General features: G+C 46.5%; 15 protein-coding genes and 1 riboswitch. Of the genes, 3 read left to right on the top strand and 12 right to left on the bottom strand.

The window, feature by feature from the left end:
• Positions 1-56 precede the first annotated feature (56 nt).
• From lpdA to pdhA, 4 genes are all read right to left on the bottom strand, one after another.
• Positions 57-1,478 (bottom strand): dihydrolipoyl dehydrogenase, encoded by a 1,422-nt coding sequence (gene lpdA, locus ACQ4MX_RS27685; RefSeq protein WP_431088474.1) that lies wholly within the window; start codon positions 1,476-1,478, stop codon positions 57-59.
• 3 nt (positions 1,479-1,481) lie between these two features.
• On the bottom strand, positions 1,482-3,095 hold the full coding sequence (locus tag ACQ4MX_RS27680) for a 2-oxo acid dehydrogenase subunit E2 (RefSeq protein ID WP_431088472.1): 1,614 nt from the start codon (positions 3,093-3,095) through the stop codon (positions 1,482-1,484).
• A 34-nt stretch (positions 3,096-3,129) separates the two neighbouring features.
• Positions 3,130-4,110, bottom strand: coding sequence for an alpha-ketoacid dehydrogenase subunit beta (locus ACQ4MX_RS27675; protein ID WP_342414548.1), 981 nt, complete (start codon positions 4,108-4,110; stop codon positions 3,130-3,132).
• Positions 4,111-4,220: 110 nt separating this feature from the next.
• Entirely contained in the window at positions 4,221-5,288 is a 1,068-nt protein-coding gene (pdhA, locus tag ACQ4MX_RS27670; RefSeq protein ID WP_134914782.1) for a pyruvate dehydrogenase (acetyl-transferring) E1 component subunit alpha, read from the bottom strand.
• Positions 5,289-5,543: 255 nt separating this feature from the next.
• Here pdhA and ACQ4MX_RS27665 point away from each other — a divergent pair, with 255 nt between their 5' ends.
• Entirely contained in the window at positions 5,544-6,278 is a 735-nt protein-coding gene (locus tag ACQ4MX_RS27665) for an alpha/beta hydrolase (protein ID WP_044648253.1), read from the top strand.
• Positions 6,279-6,432: 154 nt separating this feature from the next.
• Here ACQ4MX_RS27665 and ACQ4MX_RS27660 read toward each other — a convergent pair whose 3' ends face one another.
• Entirely contained in the window at positions 6,433-6,897 is a 465-nt protein-coding gene (locus ACQ4MX_RS27660; RefSeq protein ID WP_431091429.1) for a low molecular weight protein-tyrosine-phosphatase, read from the bottom strand.
• Between the two features lie 149 nt (positions 6,898-7,046).
• On the opposite strand from ACQ4MX_RS27660, the gene ACQ4MX_RS27655 reads away from it, so the two are divergent.
• On the top strand, positions 7,047-7,688 hold the full coding sequence (locus ACQ4MX_RS27655; protein ID WP_431088469.1) for a thiamine diphosphokinase: 642 nt from the start codon (positions 7,047-7,049) through the stop codon (positions 7,686-7,688).
• 280 nt (positions 7,689-7,968) lie between these two features.
• Entirely contained in the window at positions 7,969-8,466 is a 498-nt protein-coding gene (locus ACQ4MX_RS27650; protein ID WP_431088467.1) for a C40 family peptidase, read from the top strand.
• Positions 8,467-8,536: 70 nt separating this feature from the next.
• Here ACQ4MX_RS27650 and ACQ4MX_RS27645 read toward each other — a convergent pair whose 3' ends face one another.
• The 7 genes from ACQ4MX_RS27645 to abc-f all read right to left on the bottom strand — a co-directional run bounded on the left by ACQ4MX_RS27645 (position 8,537) and on the right by abc-f (position 15,263).
• Positions 8,537-9,232: a response regulator transcription factor gene (locus tag ACQ4MX_RS27645; RefSeq protein ID WP_431088465.1), complete on the bottom strand. Its 696-nt coding sequence runs from the start codon at positions 9,230-9,232 to the stop codon at positions 8,537-8,539.
• Between the two features lie 145 nt (positions 9,233-9,377).
• Positions 9,378-10,436 carry a ThiF family adenylyltransferase gene (locus ACQ4MX_RS27640; protein ID WP_431088463.1) on the bottom strand — a complete coding sequence of 353 codons (1,059 nt, stop codon included), beginning with the start codon at positions 10,434-10,436 and terminating at the stop codon, positions 9,378-9,380.
• The gene (locus ACQ4MX_RS27635; RefSeq protein WP_134914788.1) at positions 10,433-11,200 is read right to left on the bottom strand and encodes a thiazole synthase; all 768 of its coding nucleotides are present in this window, start codon (positions 11,198-11,200) and stop codon (positions 10,433-10,435) included. The genes ACQ4MX_RS27640 and ACQ4MX_RS27635 overlap by 4 nt, the downstream gene beginning before the upstream one ends.
• Before the next feature lie 2 nt (positions 11,201-11,202).
• Positions 11,203-11,406: a sulfur carrier protein ThiS gene (gene thiS / locus ACQ4MX_RS27630; protein WP_014281483.1), complete on the bottom strand. Its 204-nt coding sequence runs from the start codon at positions 11,404-11,406 to the stop codon at positions 11,203-11,205.
• Positions 11,403-12,551 (bottom strand): glycine oxidase ThiO, encoded by a 1,149-nt coding sequence (gene thiO / locus ACQ4MX_RS27625; RefSeq protein WP_431088461.1) that lies wholly within the window; start codon positions 12,549-12,551, stop codon positions 11,403-11,405. The genes thiS and thiO overlap by 4 nt, the downstream gene beginning before the upstream one ends.
• A 64-nt stretch (positions 12,552-12,615) precedes the next feature.
• On the bottom strand, positions 12,616-13,230 hold the full coding sequence (locus ACQ4MX_RS27620; protein WP_431088459.1) for a thiamine phosphate synthase: 615 nt from the start codon (positions 13,228-13,230) through the stop codon (positions 12,616-12,618).
• 282 nt (positions 13,231-13,512) lie between these two features.
• Positions 13,513-13,621: riboswitch (TPP riboswitch) on the bottom strand.
• Positions 13,622-13,709: 88 nt separating this feature from the next.
• Positions 13,710-15,263, bottom strand: coding sequence for a ribosomal protection-like ABC-F family protein (gene abc-f, locus ACQ4MX_RS27615; protein ID WP_431088457.1), 1,554 nt, complete (start codon positions 15,261-15,263; stop codon positions 13,710-13,712).
• Between the last annotated feature and the right edge of the window lie 156 nt (positions 15,264-15,419).

The raw sequence follows: 15,419 nt of genomic DNA, 5'->3' as shown, positions 1-15,419 counted from the left end.
GCTCCTTGCCTCTCTTTCCATGTATGAAAACCAAAAACGAATAATGAAAAATGGGATTAGCGACGTGGTGCCAATGCGTGGATCGGATGACCCAGCACGACTTCCGCTGCTTCCATAACGATTTCGCCCAATGTAGGGTGAGCATGAATAGTCAAGGAGATATCTTCGAGTGTAGCACCCATTTCAATCGCCAGACCCAACTCAGCAATAAGGTTGGAAGCTTCCAGACCTACGATTTGCGTACCCAGTACCAGACCTGTGTCAGCGTCAGCTACGATTTTTACAAAACCTTCAGCAGCGTTCAGGGAAACCGCACGACCGTTTGCTCCATAAGAGAACTTACCAACTTTGACATTGTAGCCTTTTTCTTTGGCTTGTGTCTCTGTGTAGCCTACGCTGGAGCATTCTGGATCTGTGAAAACGACAGCCGGCATACACTTGTAATCTACTACAGACGGCTCGCCTGCAATTGCTTCAGCAGCCACTTTACCTTCGTAAGAAGCTTTGTGCGCCAGAGCAAGACCAGCTACGATATCGCCGATTGCAAAGATGTGAGGAATGCTAGTACGTCCTTGGTGATCAACTTTCACCAATCCACGCTCATCCAGTTCTACACCGATCAGATCCAGACCCAGTTCACCGTCTGTGTTTGGACGACGTCCAACGGTCACAAGCAGGTAATCAGCAGTTACTTCTTTGCTTTCGCCGTTAACGGAGAATTTCACCGTTACGTCTTTATCTGTTTGCTCTGCACTTTCCGCTTTAGCGCCAGTGAAGATTTCAATACCAGTTTTCTTCATGCTCTTCGCAACGATCGAAGTCATATCCTTGTCGAAGCCAGGAAGAACGGTATCCATACCTTCAATGATTGTTACTTTGGAACCGAATTTGGAGTACATTTGTCCAAGCTCTGCACCAATGTATCCACCGCCGATTACGATCAGGCTTTTCGGAATTTCAGGCAGGTTCAACGCTTCTGTAGAAGACAGAATACGTCCGCCAAACGGGAATGGTTTCAATTCAATTGGACGGGAACCTGTGGCGATAATCGCATTTTTGAAACGGTAGCGTGGTGATTCATGTTCGTTGAATACACGCGCTTCGTTTTCGTTGATGAACATGCACTCACCATTGAAAACTTCAACTTTGTTGCCTTTGAGCAGACCGCTTACGCCGCCAGTCATTTTCTTAACAACACTGTTTTTGAATTCTTGTGTTTTAGCAAAGTCAACTTTTACGTTCTCAGCCGTAATACCGAAAGACTCGCCGTGTTGGGCAGCTTCATATTGATGAGCTGCAGAGATCAAAGCTTTGGAAGGAATACATCCACGGTTCAGACAGACACCGCCCAGCTCCGATTGGTCAACGATCAATACGTTTTGTCCCAATTGTGCAGCACGGATAGCAGCTACATAGCCGCCAGGACCCGCACCGATAACCAATGTGTCAATATCCAGAGAAGCGTCTCCTACTACCATTGATTACACCTCCATAACAAGCAACTCAGGGTTAGCGAGCAGCTGTTTGATATAGTTCATGAAGTTTTGAGCAGTTGCACCGTCAATAATACGGTGGTCAAAGCTCAAGGAAAGAGCCATTACAGGAGCGGCAACAATTTCACCGTTTTTCACTACTGCTTTTTCACTGATACGGCCAGTTCCCAAGATCGCTACTTCAGGAAAGTTGATGATTGGAGTAAAGAACATACCGCCTGCGGAACCGATGTTAGAGATAGAAATTGTGCTTCCTCTCATCTCATTGGCAGCCAGTTTACCATCACGACCGCGTACAGCCAGATCACGAATGGAATCAGCGATCATCCAAATGCTCTTACGGTCAGCATCTTTAATTACAGGAACGATCAGACCGTTGTCTGTATCTGTAGCAATACCGATGTTGTAGTATTTTTTGTAGACGATTTCGTTTGCTTCTTCGTCGATCGAGGCATTCAGAGCCGGGAATTGACGGGAAGCTGCAACCAATGCTTTTACGATGAATGGCAGGTATGTTACTTTCGTGCCTTTCTTCTCAGCGATTGGTTTCATACGAGTACGGAAAGCAACCAACTCGGTTACGTCCACTTCGTCCATAATCGTAACGTGTGGAGCTGTGTAAGCCGATTTAACCATAGCGTTGGAAATCGCTTTGCGGATACCTTTAAATGGTACGCGATCTTCCTCAGCACGTGGATCTGCTGTTGGTGCGGATGGAGCTGCAGCTTTCGCTTCTTTTTTAGCTGGCTCTTGTGCTTTTGCAGTTTCTTTCGCTGCTGGTGCAGCCGCTTGGCCTCCACCATTTTTGAAAGCTTCTACATCTTCTTTAGTGATTTTACCATTTTTGCCGGAGCCACTCACTTGAGCGATGTTTACACCTTGCTCACGTGCAAATTTGCGTACGCTAGGAGTAGCCAGCACGTCTTTGTTTGTTGCAGCAGGAGTTGCAGCTGGTTTTGTGTTAGCTCCGCCTTGTGCAGCATCCTGTTCTTGTTTAGCGGCAGCCGGTGCTTCTTCTTGTTCAGGAAGCTCACCCTCTGCAGCAATTACTGCCACAACTTGACCTACGTTAAAGATGTCTCCGTCTTTGGCAAATACTTCTTGAACCGTACCATTGACCGGACATGGAACTTCAACTACAGCCTTGTCATTTTGTACTTCCATGATGATATCTTCATCTGTTACTTTATCGCCGGGCTTGATGTGCATCTTGATGATTTCGCCTTCGTGAAGACCTTCACCCAGCTCTGGGAATTTATATTCAAATCTAGCTGTACCTGCAGCTCCGCCTTGTGCAACAGCACTTGGCTCAGGGCTAGCAGCTGGAGCTTCCGGTGCTTCTTCTTGTTCAGGAAGTTCACCTTCCGCATCGATTACAGCTACGACTTGACCTATGTTAAAAATGTCTCCGTCTTTGGCAAATACTTCTTGAACCGTACCATTGACCGGACATGGAACTTCAACTACAGCCTTGTCATTTTGTACTTCCATGATGATATCTTCATCTGTTACTTTGTCGCCGGGCTTGATGTGCATCTTGATGATTTCGCCTTCGTGAAGACCTTCACCCAGCTCCGGGAATTTATATTCAAATTTAGCCACGTTTAAAACCTCCCAAATTTACGGTGTGCTTTAATTAAAATTCCAGTACTTTATTAACCGCATCAATGATACGTGTTGGCGTTGGCAACCAAGTATCTTCAATTTGAGCAAAAGGATAAACGGTATCCGGACCTGCCACACGCAGAACTGGTGCTTCCAGATGCAGAATTGCTTTTTCGTTAATTTGTGCAATCACTTCAGCAGCTACGCCTGAGCTCTTTTGCGCTTCTTGAACAACGATGGCACGATTTGTTTTTTGAATGGAAGCCACGATTGTATCAATGTCAATTGGGCTAACGGTACGCAGGTCAATAATTTCGACTTTAATACCTTTTGTTTTTTCCAGTTCATCAGCAGCTTTGACAGAAGTGTGTACCATCATACCGTAAGTGATGATTGTAACATCGGAACCTTCACGAACTACGTTCGCTTTACCCAGTTCAACTGTGTAATCATCCTCAGGAACTTCAGCGCGGAATGCATGGTACAAGTTCAAATGCTCCATGAAAAATACTGGATCGTTATCGCGAATAGCCGCGATCATCAGACCTTTTGCATCGTAAGGATTGGAAGGAACAACAACCTTGATACCAGGTGTTTGAGCCAAAAGTCCTTCCAGGGAATCTGTATGCAGCTCAGCCGCTTTAACCCCGCCGCCAAAAGGCGTACGGAATACGATTGGAGAATTGTAGCGTCCACCGGAACGATAACGCATACGGGATGCTTGAATTGCCATCTGGTCGAGTGCTTCAAAGATAAAGCCTACGAACTGGATTTCAGCTACAGGGCGGAATCCTTGGACACCCAGACCCACAGCAAGACCCCCGATTGCGGATTCCGCCAACGGAGTATCAAATACACGTTCTTCGCCAAACTCTTTTTGCAGACCTTCTGTTGCGCGGAATACACCGCCTACATGACCTACATCTTCACCGAAAAGCAGGACGTTAGGGTCGCGTTTCAACTCTACGCGCAGTGCGTCACGAATCGCTTCTTTCATGTTCATTTGTGCCATTTGCTTCATTTCCTCCTTAAACATTGACAGATCAGTTTCAGTTCAGGTTCAATTGAAAGACAGACCGGATCGGGATGCCGCCCGGTCTCTCTGATTTATTTCAAGCTCAATTATTTAAAATCAGCTTTTTGTTCTTCCAGATGCTTAGGCGTAGATTCGAACATGCTGTCGATCAGACCGGAAATGGTCATTTTTTCTGTTTTCTCGGCTTTTTTGATCTCTTCGTTCACTTTCGCTTTAGCTTCTTCTTTTACGCGAGCTGTATCTTCTTCAGTCCAAAGACCTTTTTTCTCAAGATATTTCGCAAAACGGGCAATCGGATCTTTCGCATTCCATTCGCCCTCTTCTTCTTTCGAACGATACTTACTTGCATCGTCAGACAGGGAATGTGGACGGAAACGGTAAGTTACAGCTTCGATCAATGTCGCGCCTTCACCGTTACGTCCGCGTTCAGCAGCTTCTTGAACAGCCTTGATAACTGCGAGTACGTCCATTCCGTCGATTTTCACGCCTTTGATACCGGCAGCAACCGCTTTGTGAGCGATCGAAAGAGCAGCCGTTTGCTTCGCAAATGGAGTTGTGATTGCGTAGCCATTGTTTTGCACAAAGAAAATAACTGGCAGCTTGTAAACACCGGCATAGTTCAGGCCTTCGTAGAAGTCACCTTCGGAAGAACCGCCGTCACCTGTATATGTAATGGCGACTTGTTTTTGTTTTTTCAGTTTGTATCCCATCGCAATACCCATAGCGTGCAAAATTTGCGCGCCGATGATGATTTGCGGCATCAATACATTAACACCGTCCGGCACTTGGCCGCCGTGTTGATGACCACGGGAATACAAGAATGCTTGATATAATGGCAGGCCATGCCATACGATTTGCGGAATATCGCGGTAGCCCGGGGCAATAAAGTCTTCTTTTTGGAGTGCATATTCACTACCAATCATGGTTGCTTCTTGTCCGGATACCGGAGCGTAGAAGCCGAGACGTCCTTGACGACCCAAGTTAACGGCACGATCATCCCAAGTACGTGTAAATACCATGCGATACATAATTTCTTTCAACTGATCATCTGTAAGTTTAGGCAATTTATCTTTATTGATAATTTCACCATCCGGAGAAAGCACGGACAGAGCCTCAACTTCCTCTGTGTACACTTCATAAGGAACCTTGCTCATTTTCTTCACCTCAACAAAAAAATTTGAATATCAAGTTCCGCTGTTATAGGATTATTATACACCTGTTATATTGCTTGCGTCAAAGATTTAGTTATTTTTTTTGAGTTTGCCACATTTTTGTTTGTGTAACAGGGAACATTTTTTACTATAACAGCTTAGTACATGATTGAAATTTTAAACATCTATTGCAATCAGGGTAATCTTAACTTATTGTGATCCCGAATGCAAAATTATACCCCAGAAAGGTGACAAATAATGACGGATTCCCGGTATTTGAAACGAACCATCCTAAAAGACGAAATAAACAGCCGCTTTCTTGGCGAAACCAGAACACTCCGTATTTATTTACCGCCCGGCTATAATGAAATTTTGAGCTATCCGGTCGTGTACTGTCAGGACGGAGAGGAATTTTTCAATTTTGGCCGTATAGCAACACAGGCAAACCGTCTCATTCTGGACGAAGGCGTTGAGCCTTTCATCATCGTCGGCGTTGAAGTCAACACGAAAATCAGAACCCAGGAGTATGCTCCCTTTGGCAATCGCTTTGAGGCGTACACCGCCTGTTTTGCAGAAGAGATTATTCCCTATGTGGAACAGAAGTATCCTATAAGAAGAGATGCATCGTCCCGGATTCTGGCTGGAGATTCACTGGGAGGCAGTGTGTCTCTGCATTTAGCCTTGCTATATCCCCAACTGTTCAATCGTATTATCAGCCTGTCCGGTGCTTACTATGAAGCTTCACAAGAAATTATCGCTCGTGAGCGTGATCTGTCCCATCTGCGAGTGTGGATGACGGTTGGTCTTCAGGAAGATGCATTTGAGAGCGACACCGGCATTTACAATTTTGTAGAGCTTAACCGCCAATGCGCTGATTTGCTGCGCGAGCGGAACGCCGAGGTTTCCTATCGAGAAAAGGATGGCAAGCATTTGTGGGGCTTTTGGCAAAATGAGCTGCCTGACGCGCTAATGTATTTTTTAGATCGCGCCTGAGTGAAGCTTTTCCAAAGCTACAGAGACTAATGGGGATTGGGCATTTGTCGACCAGAGTGGGTCGTTATGCTCTTTCCTCTTTTTTGCATATTGGATACGCTTTCAAAACTGGATAACGAAAAACGGCAATTTTTGCCGTCTTCTGTCGTTCACATTATAGCTTTTCTTCTATGATTTTGTCCAGCAAGGCATTGCACCCCGCATCCATGAATCGGTATGTCTCTTCAAAGTTCCCAGTGAAATATGGGTCCGGCACCTCCCTCAGCTTTTCTTGTGGCAGCAGGTCCATGAATTTTAATATGTCAGCCTCTGCTCCGCCCGCGATTTTGCGTATGTTTCGCTCATTGGAGTCATCCATGCACACGATATAATCAAACGCTTCAAAATCATGACCTTTCATTTGCCGCGCCTGCAGGCCATGTTCACTAATTCCGTGCAGCTTGAGCTGGTTTAACGTTCCCTCATGCGGGGAATTCCCAATATGCCAGTCTCCTGTTCCTGCCGAGTCTATCCGAATTTTTGCACCCAGTCCCCGTTCCTCCGCTTTATGTCTCAGTACCGCCTCCCCCATCGGGGAACGGCAAATATTACCCAAACACACAAACAAAACGTTAATCATTTGTCTCTCCTTCCTACTGCGCGTTACAATTCCTTTTTTCTGTTTCATTGTAGCTATGCCCTCCAAAATTGTGCAAGCCATATTTAACGCGTTATACTTAAAAGCTGATGAGCTATGCAGACGCTAGACAGACAGAAAGGATGTTGGATATGACGAAGAAGCGCGCGATTGTATTTTCCGGCGGCCGTCTTGTCGAGGAAGATCTACAACAAATACAACCTGGGGATTTCATTATTGGTGCAGATAAAGGTGCCCTATTCCTGATCGAACACGGCATTACGCCACACGTATCTGTAGGAGACTTTGATTCAGTAACACCTGAGGAAAAGTCACGGGTTGAATCCGCAAGTAAACGTATGCTTTCGTGCGATCCCGTGCTCAAGGACCTGACAGATACAGAGCTTGCTCTGGAAATTGCCATGGATGAGCAGGCAGAGCATGTGCTTATGCTTGGCGTCACGGGGACACGGATGGATCATACGCTGGCTAATGTTCAAATATTGGTACGTGCGATGCAACATCATATAAGCTGTGCCATTATGGACGCCCATAACTATATTGAACTCACTGGATCAACGCTGGAGATTGAGCCTATGGGTTATACATATACATCTCTCATTCCTATGACTGCCGAAGTAACCGGTATAGAGCTGGATGGATTTATGTATCCACTGCACAATGCCACACTTAAAATGGGACAATCACGCGGTGTCAGCAACCAGCTGATCGCTCCAAAAGGGACGATTTCCATCGAAAGTGGACTGCTGCTTGTGATCCAAAGCAAAGATTAATTATGACATTATTGTAACCTTTGAAAAAGAACTTTTTTCTTTTGAAACCCTTGATAATAAAGAGTTTTATCATGTATCCCGATTTTTGAGATTCGATATTTTTTACAAATTGTAATTTTTAATCGTTTTTTAATAATTGGCGTGTAAGCCTTGTCCCTCAAGCATTTGAGCGTGCTTTTCCAAATATTAGGCGACTTTAAAGCTGTTATACTCAACGCTGTAAGTTAGTTAGCAACTCAGCAAAATATTGCACAAATCAACTTCTGGAGGTACTTACAACATGAACATGCATAAAATCATAAAAAAGGCAATTATCGTAGGAGTGGCAGCCACTATCGGTTTTGGAACGTTTGCACTAGAGGGAACAAATACGGCTCAAGCTGCCACCGCTACTTCTGTGGGTCAAAAAATAATTAACTACGGTGAAAACTATATGGGGACTCCCTATAAATTTGGAGCTTCCACAAGCACTACACGCAATTTTGATTGCTCTTCCTTTATGAAGCACATATTCCAGAAATACGGCGTCGACTTGCCTCGTACCTCTGTTGCACAATCCAAAGTTGGACATGCCGTATCCAAGTCCAATCTGAAAAAGGGTGACCTCGTGTTCTTTTCGAGCGGTAGCCGCGCCACAGGTCGCAACATTACACATGTAGCGGTCTATGTAGGTGGAGGTAAAATTTTACACACATATGGCGGACCTGGGGTTACTTACTCCGATTTGAACTCTGGCAACTGGAAAAGAACATACATCAAAGCACGCCGCGTGCTGTAGCATTCATTTGATTTAGCCTATTCAAGCCGGGACTCTGGGTCTCGGCTTTTTTATATTTACCCATACTTTATTACTCTGCTTCAGGGGGTGTTCTGAGTGAATAGCCGATGCCTCGTTCCGTGCGAATCATTTTGAATCTTTGCCCTTTGTCTACCTTGACTCTCAAATGCCTGATATACACGTCCACTACGTTCGTATCTACAATATAATCATGCTTCCAAACATCCTTCAAAATTTGCTGCCTGCTGCAAACCTGATTTAGATGAATAGCCAGATGAAACAAAAGATCAAATTCTTTCGGAGTTAATTCCAGCTTCTGTCCGCCTCTGCTTACCAGTCTACTTCCACTATCAATATGTAAATCACCCGCCTGTATCGGCCTTTTCACATCACGTGCAGTACCAAAAATCCGCAATAAATTAGCCACTCTGGCTTGAAGCACTCTAGGGGAAAAGGGTTGGACAATCACATCGTGTGCTCCCTGCTCAAAACAGGAAACAATATGGTTCTCATCGTCCGATGAGGTCATTACGAATATTGGAACAGTGGGATCATTTCGCTGCATGATGCGGATCAAGTCTTGTGTATCGGCCTGCTCATTCTCCATATTGAGTAGCAGTAAATTCACAGAATTTTCGTCTAAATAGGACTCTCCCTCCGCTACATTGCGGGCGTAAACCACCTGATAGCCTTCCTGTTTCAACTGATGCACGTACGTAGTAGCAGATGCTTCATTCCCATTCACGAGTAAAATTAACGGGTTCATTCTTCTCACCCACCTGTGTTTGGACATAGGACTGCGAAATGGATACAGACGTAACTAATACAAACGATTTTAAGCATTATTTATTATATTGTAACAAAAAAGCAGAGAAATCATTCCCCGAGGGAAGACTTCCTGCTTTTACGGTTTAGCCTAAATAGCGTTGATAGATTTTCCTTGCTTCTGTTACGTCCTTCGTTCCGTGTATCAAGGCTCTTCCATCTGCAAAAATAACTAAACGGTGCGCTCCCTGACTAAAAGAAACCAGAAACGGATTTTGCTCCACTCTTCCCTCTCCCAAAGAAGCCAGTCTGTCTGCTATTTCTTTAAGATTCACCTGTATCGGCTTTGCTGGTCTAATTTGAACGGTATCCCGGCCGCACAGTACATCTGTTTTCTGGCGATGGGCTGCCGACAAATAAGGGTAGGTCGGATGAGTGCCACAAGAAGGACAATCCGCTTTTTTGATACTGTCTACTGCTATCGCTACATACTCATTTTGCCACAGATCGAACGAAAGCAGCTTCCCCCTAAGATCCTCCGGGTATCCACCAAGTAGCTTGAAGGCTTCCGTGGTTTGGTTGGCCGTGACCATCTGCACCGCCTGTGCTATAATTCCCGCGGTATCACAGGTTTCTCCGCCGAACGGTACAGCTCCAAGCAGACAATGAAGACAAGGCGTTTTCCCTGGTAAAATGGTATAGGTTACACCATAGCTGCCAACACATCCCCCATAAATCCAAGGAATGCGATGCTTTTGTGCCATATCGTTCATAAGTAGCCGGGTATCAAAGTTGTCGGTGGCATCCATAATGAGGTCCACTCCCTGAATCAGCTCCTCCAATTCCTCTACCCCAACATCCAGTACATGTGCATGTATGATCGTTTCCGAATTGATTTCCTTTAGTCTTCGCTGGGCAGCTACTGCTTTGGGACACCTCTCTGCGGCGTCACTCTCCTGAAAAAGCTGCTGGCGCTGCAAGTTACTCCATTCCACATAATCCCTGTCTGCGATGGTCACAGTGCCTACGCCTCCACGAACGAGCGTTTCCGCAATCCCGGTACCCAGCGCTCCAGCACCTATGATCAGTACGTGGGATGAAGCCAGACGACGTTGTCCTTCCGGCCCGAAAGGGGCGAATCTTTCCTGTCTGGAATAACGATCATTTTGTTGTACTTGCACACCAGTTTTTTCAGTCGCCTTCATGCCTGAACCAAGCCTTCTGTCGGGCTGCTTGCCGAGGCATAACGTTTTACAGGAATCATGCCCGCCTCAAAACCGTATCTGCCCGCGCGAACAGCCAGCTTCATCGCCTCAGCCATTTTCACAGGGTCCTGAGCTCCTGAGACAGCTGTATTCAACAGCACGGCATCTGCCCCCAGTTGCATCGCCATTGCTGCATCTCCAGGTGAGCGAATACCGGCATCGACGATAACTGGAACCTCCGCTTGTTCAATAATGAGCTCCAATGAGAACGGGTTTAGCAAGCCGCGTCCGGTACCAATGGGTGAAGCTCCAGGCATAACGGCATGTACACCAAGCTTTTGCAGCCTTTTGGCAAGAATCACATCATCCGATATGTAAGGCAGCACGATAAAGCCTTCCTCCAGCAGTTTTTCGCTGGCCTTGAGCGTTTCAAAAGGATCAGGCAGCAAGGTCTTGCTATCCCCAATGACCTCCACCTTAATCATATCGCACAGACCTGAGGCTCTCGCCAGCTGAGCGATACGCACTGCCTCATCCGCTGTCGTCGCTCCTGCCGTATTAGGCAGCAACGTATAACAACTCAAATCCAGCGTATCCAGAAAATGTTGCTTATCCCGTTCCTCCAAATTTAATCTCCGCACGGCAAACGTCAATATTTCGGTCTCCGCAGCTTCCACAGCTTTGGATTGAATATCCAGATCGGGAAATTTTCCTGTACCCAATAGCAGCCTTGACGTAAAAGATGCTTTGCCAATCGTTAACATGATTAACCGCCTCCCACAAAATGTACAATTTCCAAGCTATCTCCATCCTTCAGTACCGCTTCATCATGATCTTCACGAGTCAATATGTGACGATTCAGCTCCACCACTACAGTTTTTACTTTCAAATCCAGCTCTTTCAGCAGTTGATCCACATGAATGATCCGATTAGAAAAGGTCATGTTCTGACCGTTAATCGTCAGCTTCATTTGCTCGCCTCCTTTATACGTTCAGGAGAAAAGCTGCTTATTCCAAGCTCAGCCACACCAGCCCCTTTTAACAGCGCTGCAATCGCACGCCCGGTAGCTTCGCTCAGCAGCACACCATTCCGGTAGTGTCCGACCGCAGTATATACTCCGTCCACGCCGGGAACAGATCCAATACAAGGACGCCCCGCCGCTGCCTGCGGACGCAAGCCCGCCCAAGTGCGTATAAAAGAAGCTTCACGGACGCGAGGCAGCCAGGCAGAAGCACGGGCCAGCAGCCCCTCCAGGCTTCCAATGGTGACTTCTTTGTCATACAGATGTGGCAGACTCGTCGCCCCAATCCAAAGCTCGTTATTCCGCTTGGGCACCAGGTAAATATCATCGGCGTAAATGGTATATTCCAATGGATGATCCTTCAAGGAGACTGCAACAGCCTCACCCTTGACCGGATTAAGCGGATATTCAAAACCAACCTGCTCCAGCAGTCTCATACTATCCAAGCCTCCAGCAATAATGACCTGTTCGCAGGAAAAAAAACCACTGTCTGTTTGTACGCCACAAACTCGCCCATTCTGTACTACGAGTTGCTCCGCCTGTGTACCAGAGCATATTGTTGCTCCCAGTACGACAGCTGCCCCCGTATAAGCACGACAAAGCTGGGCAGGAGAAATTTGCGTCTCCTTTGATCGGTATATAGCTCCGATCACTTGACCATCCAAACCTGGAATTCGGCGGGCCAATTCTCTGGAATCCCACCACACAGGATGATCAATCTCTTGCGCAATAGCCGCATTCCAGCGTTTTTGCCCCTCTGCTTCCGAACGGAAGGGAGTCACAAATCCTTCTGTCCGGAATTCCACCGCAACACCGGACAAACGCTCCAGGTCATGAACCAGCTCGGGAAATGCATCCCGGCTTGTGCGAGCGAACTGTGCCAACTCCGGGTCGGTGAATTCTTCACTCTCTGCTGCCAGCATCCCGACCGCAGCCCCTGAGGCTCCCTCGCCCGGAATGAATCGTTCCACCAATATCGTACTGCGACCCTCCTTGGCCATATGATAAGCAATGGAGCTACCGATGACACCTCCACCAATCACCAAGCATTCAGCGTGTCCAATAGCTTGTGCCTCTGTTTTTATCTCTGGCATATGTTCCATCTCTCCTCTCCACTATCGATTCTGCTTGCAGCGATCTCCTACTTTCGTTTCGCCACTACAGGCTGTGCACTACCCGATCCGCCATTCGCTTGTACGCCATCGCAGCCGCAACGGGGGACTCAGCCTCCCAGATGCCGGACATCACCGCAATTCCGCTTGCACCCGCAGTATACAGCTCGTGAATATGGCGTGGTTGTATGCCGCCTAGAGCAATTACAGGGATGCTCAGCAGCCTGCATATGCGCTCAATCTGTACTATACCTCGCGGAGTGACCCCCGGCTTGCAGTGAGTCTCATACACATGACCATAGAGTACATAATCCGCTCCTGCCCGTTCGGCAGCCTGTGCCTCTTCCAAAGAATGCACCGACACCCCGTAGCGCGTGCCCTCTGGAAGTATACTTTTGACATCCCCAACAGGTAATCCGTTAGCTGGTAGCTGGATAGCTCCAACGGAGGTAAGCAAGGCAACATCCACTCGGTCATTTACTGCAATTTGCTGTAAAGGAACTCCCAGATTTGCCATACTGCGGGTCAATGCAAGGAGTTCAGATGCGCCCTTCTGCTTCAACCGCACGTGTACATAATGAACATACGGATGAATAGCAGCAGCCACTTGGGCAGTATGTGCATGTGCATCGGAATCGCCTTCCATCGTAATTACGTGCAATTCGATCTCATTCTCACCTCACAATAGACTAAATGGTTGTAAGCTGACCCTGTATCTTTACAGTCTCATATCGTGCTATACGGTATGGACTAGCCACGTTTACCAGCAAAAAAATGAAGGGGTACGATATATGAATACGAACATATGAACACGAACGAAAACGCAAAAAAACCACTTCCCAAAGGAAGTGGTTTAACGTACGTCCAATAACCGAACGGACCATCATATCCGTATACGTATATCGTCCCACGAACAAACAAAGTAATGATTTTCGTTACCTCGTTTGTACGGCGCTCACTTCCCTACGCTGGCATAACCCAGATCAGGTGCAAAGGGTCCGAAATCCGTTTATTCCGTCTCAGCCGCATGGGCGGCTCCCCTAGTGTAACTATTTTATTGTATCAGCTAAAGATAGCTTAGCATATTTTCCTAATCCTGCAAACCCCGCTTCTTGTGAAGCTTGGTACAGAACTCGATATTTAGTTGACTTTACTTGACCATTCTTCCACATTCCACGTTTTGGTTACCCAATCCTCGTAAAAGTCCGGTTCGTGAGATACGAGCAATACCGTTCCTTTGTATTCCTTCAAGGCACGTTTCAGCTCATCCTTCGCTTTGATGTCCAAGTGATTAGTAGGCTCATCGAAAAGCACCCAGTTGCTTTCCCGCATTAGCAGTTTGCATAGGCGGACTTTGGCCTGCTCACCACCACTGAGCGCGGATAGCGGACGGGTGATATGCTCATTTTTCAAACCGCAACGCGCCAAATGCGCCCGTACCTCATGCTGGTTCAAGTGCGGGAATTCATTCCACACATCCTCAATCGGTGTAACTTTCTCTGCGCGTACTTCTTGCTCAAAATAAGCTGACTGCAAGAAATCCCCTTGATAGGTCTTGCCGCTGATCGGCGGAATTTTTCCCAGAATAGTTTTGAGCAATGTCGATTTACCGACACCATTGTAGCCCACAATCGCAATTTTATCGCCACGTTCAATCGTCATGGACATTTTAGGCAACAGGGCATGGGTGTAGCCAATTTCAAAATCAATACCCTCAAATACCGTTTTCCCGCTCGCACGTGCTTCCTTAAATTGGAATGTTGGCTTAGCCGCTTCTTCCGGTTTATCGATGCGCTCGATTCGATCAAGCTGCTTCTCACGACTCTTCGCCCGACCCGACGTAGAGGCGCGAGCCTTATTGCGTTGAATGAAATCTTCCTGTTTCTTAATAAAATCCTGCTGCTTCTCATAAGCTTCAATATGCTGGCTTTTGTTCAGGTCCGCCATTTCAAGAAACTTTTCATAGTTGGCTGAATAACGGGTCATTTTGGCAAATTCAAGATGATAGATGACATTAACGACCTGATTCATAAACTCAGTATCATGAGAAATAAGAATAAATGCATATGGATAATCCTTCAGATAACGTGTAAGCCATTCAATATGCTCTACATCCAAATAGTTGGTAGGCTCATCCAGCAGCAGCACATTCGGCTTTTCCAGCAGCAGCTTGGCAAGGAGCACCTTGGTCCGTTGTCCACCGCTAAGTGCGGATACATCCCGATCCAGTCCTATCGCGGAAAGGCCTAATCCATTCGCCATTTCTTCAACTTTCACATCGATGAGGTAAAAATCCCCCATATCCAGTTGTTCCTGAATTTCACCCATCTCTTCCAGCAGCACTTCCAGTTCTTCGGGAGAAGCTTCACCCATCTTGTCAGTGATCTGCATCATTTCCTTTTCCAATTCCAACAACGGGAGAAAGGCATCCTTCAGTACATCCCGCACTGTTTTGCCAGGTGTCAGCTTGGTGTGCTGATCCAGATATCCATAACGTACACGTGGAGTCCATTCCACTTTGCCTTCATCCTTAAGCAATTTTCCGGTCAGAATGTTCATCAGTGTCGATTTACCAACACCATTGGCTCCCACCAAACCTACACGTTCCCCTCCGAGCAATCGGAAGGATACATTTTTAAACAATGCGCGGTCCCCAAAGTTATGGGATACATTTTCTACAGTCAATAAACTCATAAGCTGTTTTTGGCTCCTTATTGTCATCGGCGATGCCGACTGTTCTTATTTCATATGCATTTCTTTCAAAGCCTTATTGTAGCACATCCAGTAGCCTTATCGGAATATTGAAAATGGGTGAATTTGAAGGATTTTGATATTGTCTGCTTATAAAAA

Origin of the sequence: Paenibacillus sp. 8b26, assembly GCF_050626875.1 — a bacterium.
Lineage (GTDB): Bacteria > Bacillota > Bacilli > Paenibacillales > Paenibacillaceae > Paenibacillus.
Note: the sequence above shows the minus strand (reverse complement) of the source record. Positions and strands in the feature narration are given on the sequence as shown.

Excerpts from the sequence above, each read along its gene's own strand:
- lpdA (WP_431088474.1), bottom strand. The coding sequence starts at position 1,478 with ATGGTAGTAGGAGACGCTTCTCTGGATATTGACACATTGGTTATCGGT.
- ACQ4MX_RS27675 (WP_342414548.1), bottom strand. The coding sequence starts at position 4,110 with ATGGCACAAATGAACATGAAAGAAGCGATTCGTGACGCACTGCGCGTA.
- pdhA (WP_134914782.1), bottom strand. The coding sequence starts at position 5,288 with ATGAGCAAGGTTCCTTATGAAGTGTACACAGAGGAAGTTGAGGCTCTG.
- ACQ4MX_RS27665 (WP_044648253.1), top strand. The coding sequence starts at position 5,544 with ATGACGGATTCCCGGTATTTGAAACGAACCATCCTAAAAGACGAAATA.
- ACQ4MX_RS27660 (WP_431091429.1), bottom strand. The coding sequence starts at position 6,897 with ATGATTAACGTTTTGTTTGTGTGTTTGGGTAATATTTGCCGTTCCCCG.
- ACQ4MX_RS27655 (WP_431088469.1), top strand. The coding sequence starts at position 7,047 with ATGACGAAGAAGCGCGCGATTGTATTTTCCGGCGGCCGTCTTGTCGAG.
- ACQ4MX_RS27650 (WP_431088467.1), top strand. The coding sequence starts at position 7,969 with ATGAACATGCATAAAATCATAAAAAAGGCAATTATCGTAGGAGTGGCA.
- ACQ4MX_RS27645 (WP_431088465.1), bottom strand. The coding sequence starts at position 9,232 with ATGAACCCGTTAATTTTACTCGTGAATGGGAATGAAGCATCTGCTACT.
- ACQ4MX_RS27640 (WP_431088463.1), bottom strand. The coding sequence starts at position 10,436 with ATGAAGGCGACTGAAAAAACTGGTGTGCAAGTACAACAAAATGATCGT.
- ACQ4MX_RS27635 (WP_134914788.1), bottom strand. The coding sequence starts at position 11,200 with ATGTTAACGATTGGCAAAGCATCTTTTACGTCAAGGCTGCTATTGGGT.
- thiS (WP_014281483.1), bottom strand. The coding sequence starts at position 11,406 with ATGAAGCTGACGATTAACGGTCAGAACATGACCTTTTCTAATCGGATC.
- thiO (WP_431088461.1), bottom strand. The coding sequence starts at position 12,551 with ATGCCAGAGATAAAAACAGAGGCACAAGCTATTGGACACGCTGAATGC.
- abc-f (WP_431088457.1), bottom strand. The coding sequence starts at position 15,263 with ATGAGTTTATTGACTGTAGAAAATGTATCCCATAACTTTGGGGACCGC.